Origin of the sequence: Stenotrophomonas sp. 2YAF22 (assembly GCF_052114665.1) — a bacterium.
In the GTDB taxonomy this organism is placed as follows: domain Bacteria; phylum Pseudomonadota; class Gammaproteobacteria; order Xanthomonadales; family Xanthomonadaceae; genus Stenotrophomonas; species Stenotrophomonas indicatrix.
In genome coordinates this window covers 1-1,060 of the sequence record NZ_JBFRFE010000925.1, presented here as the reverse complement: position 1 = coordinate 1,060, position 1,060 = coordinate 1, and the positions used below count along the sequence as shown (strand labels likewise).

1 protein-coding gene is annotated in these 1,060 nt (G+C 68.1%); it reads right to left on the bottom strand.

Going from position 1 to position 1,060, the window contains the following annotated elements; all coding sequences use genetic code 11:
• Positions 1-135: 135 nt before the first annotated feature.
• Complete coding sequence (ygfZ, locus tag AB4Y84_RS22310; protein ID WP_442251013.1) at positions 136-1,011, bottom strand: CAF17-like 4Fe-4S cluster assembly/insertion protein YgfZ; 876 nt, start codon at positions 1,009-1,011, stop codon at positions 136-138.
• Positions 1,012-1,060: the final 49 nt, after the last annotated feature.

Sequence of the window (1,060 nt, the reverse complement as noted above, 5' to 3'; positions counted from 1 at the left end):
CCTCAACCCGGCGTGGTTGCCGGCCAGCGGCCGGCACTACCTTCCTTCGCCGAAGGCGTGCGGACCAACGGTCCGCACCCACCGTGATCCCCAGTAGATCCACGCCATGCGTGGATGAAATGCCGGATCGGCGCCTCAGCGCGCCAGGCCGTCCAGCAGCGGCATCCGCTGCGCGGGCGCGTCGCCCACCTGCAGTTCGCTGTCGCCGGTCTCCAGCGGCAGCACAGCCAGTGCCAGATCGCCGGCCACGCTGGCCAGGGTGCCGAGCGCGACGCCGTCCTGCTGCACGCCATCGCCTGCCTGCGCAGGTGCAGCGGTATGCAGCAGCTGCACCGCGCGCTTGGCCTTGCCGAGGAAATGGGTGCGCGCGACGATTTCCTGGCCGGGGTAGCAGCCCTTCTTCACGCTGTAGCCGTTGAGGCGGTCCAGGCCCAGCTGCTGCGGGGTCCACACCTCGCGCTGGCTCTCTACCAATCGTGGCAGGCCAAAGCGCAGGTCGGCCTGGCGCCAGGCCAGAGCAAAGGCGGCGCCCCCGGTTTCGTCGCTGGCCGGGAAGGCCTCGACCGGACCGATGCGCAGCGTGCGGGGAAGTGCGTCGCTGCCCAGATCCAGCTCCCAGCCGTGGCTGTCGGCCAGTGCGATGGCAGCGCCGGTAGCGGCTTCCGGCGCAGTAAAGGCCCCGGCCACCACCAGGTCCGCATGCACCTGCAATTTCACTTTGCGGCGGAACACGAAGCGCTGCAGTTGCGACGCAATCGCATCGGCATCGCCGTCGGCGAGCACCAGAAGCACATGGTCATCGGCCAGCCGCAGCAGCTGAAACACCGCCAGGGTGCGGCCCTTGGCGCTCAGCCACGCGCTCCACTGCCAGTGCAGCAGGGGCAGGGCGGTCACGTCGCTGCTGAACTGGGCATGGGCAAAAGCCACTGCATCCACGCCCTGCAGGCTCAGCAATTGATGGCCGGGCAGGCGCGGATATGCGACGAAAGCAGGGGGAAGGTTGTCAGGCACGTGAACGAGGTCTAAAATTTGTGCGTTGCGAGACCCATCATGATAGGCC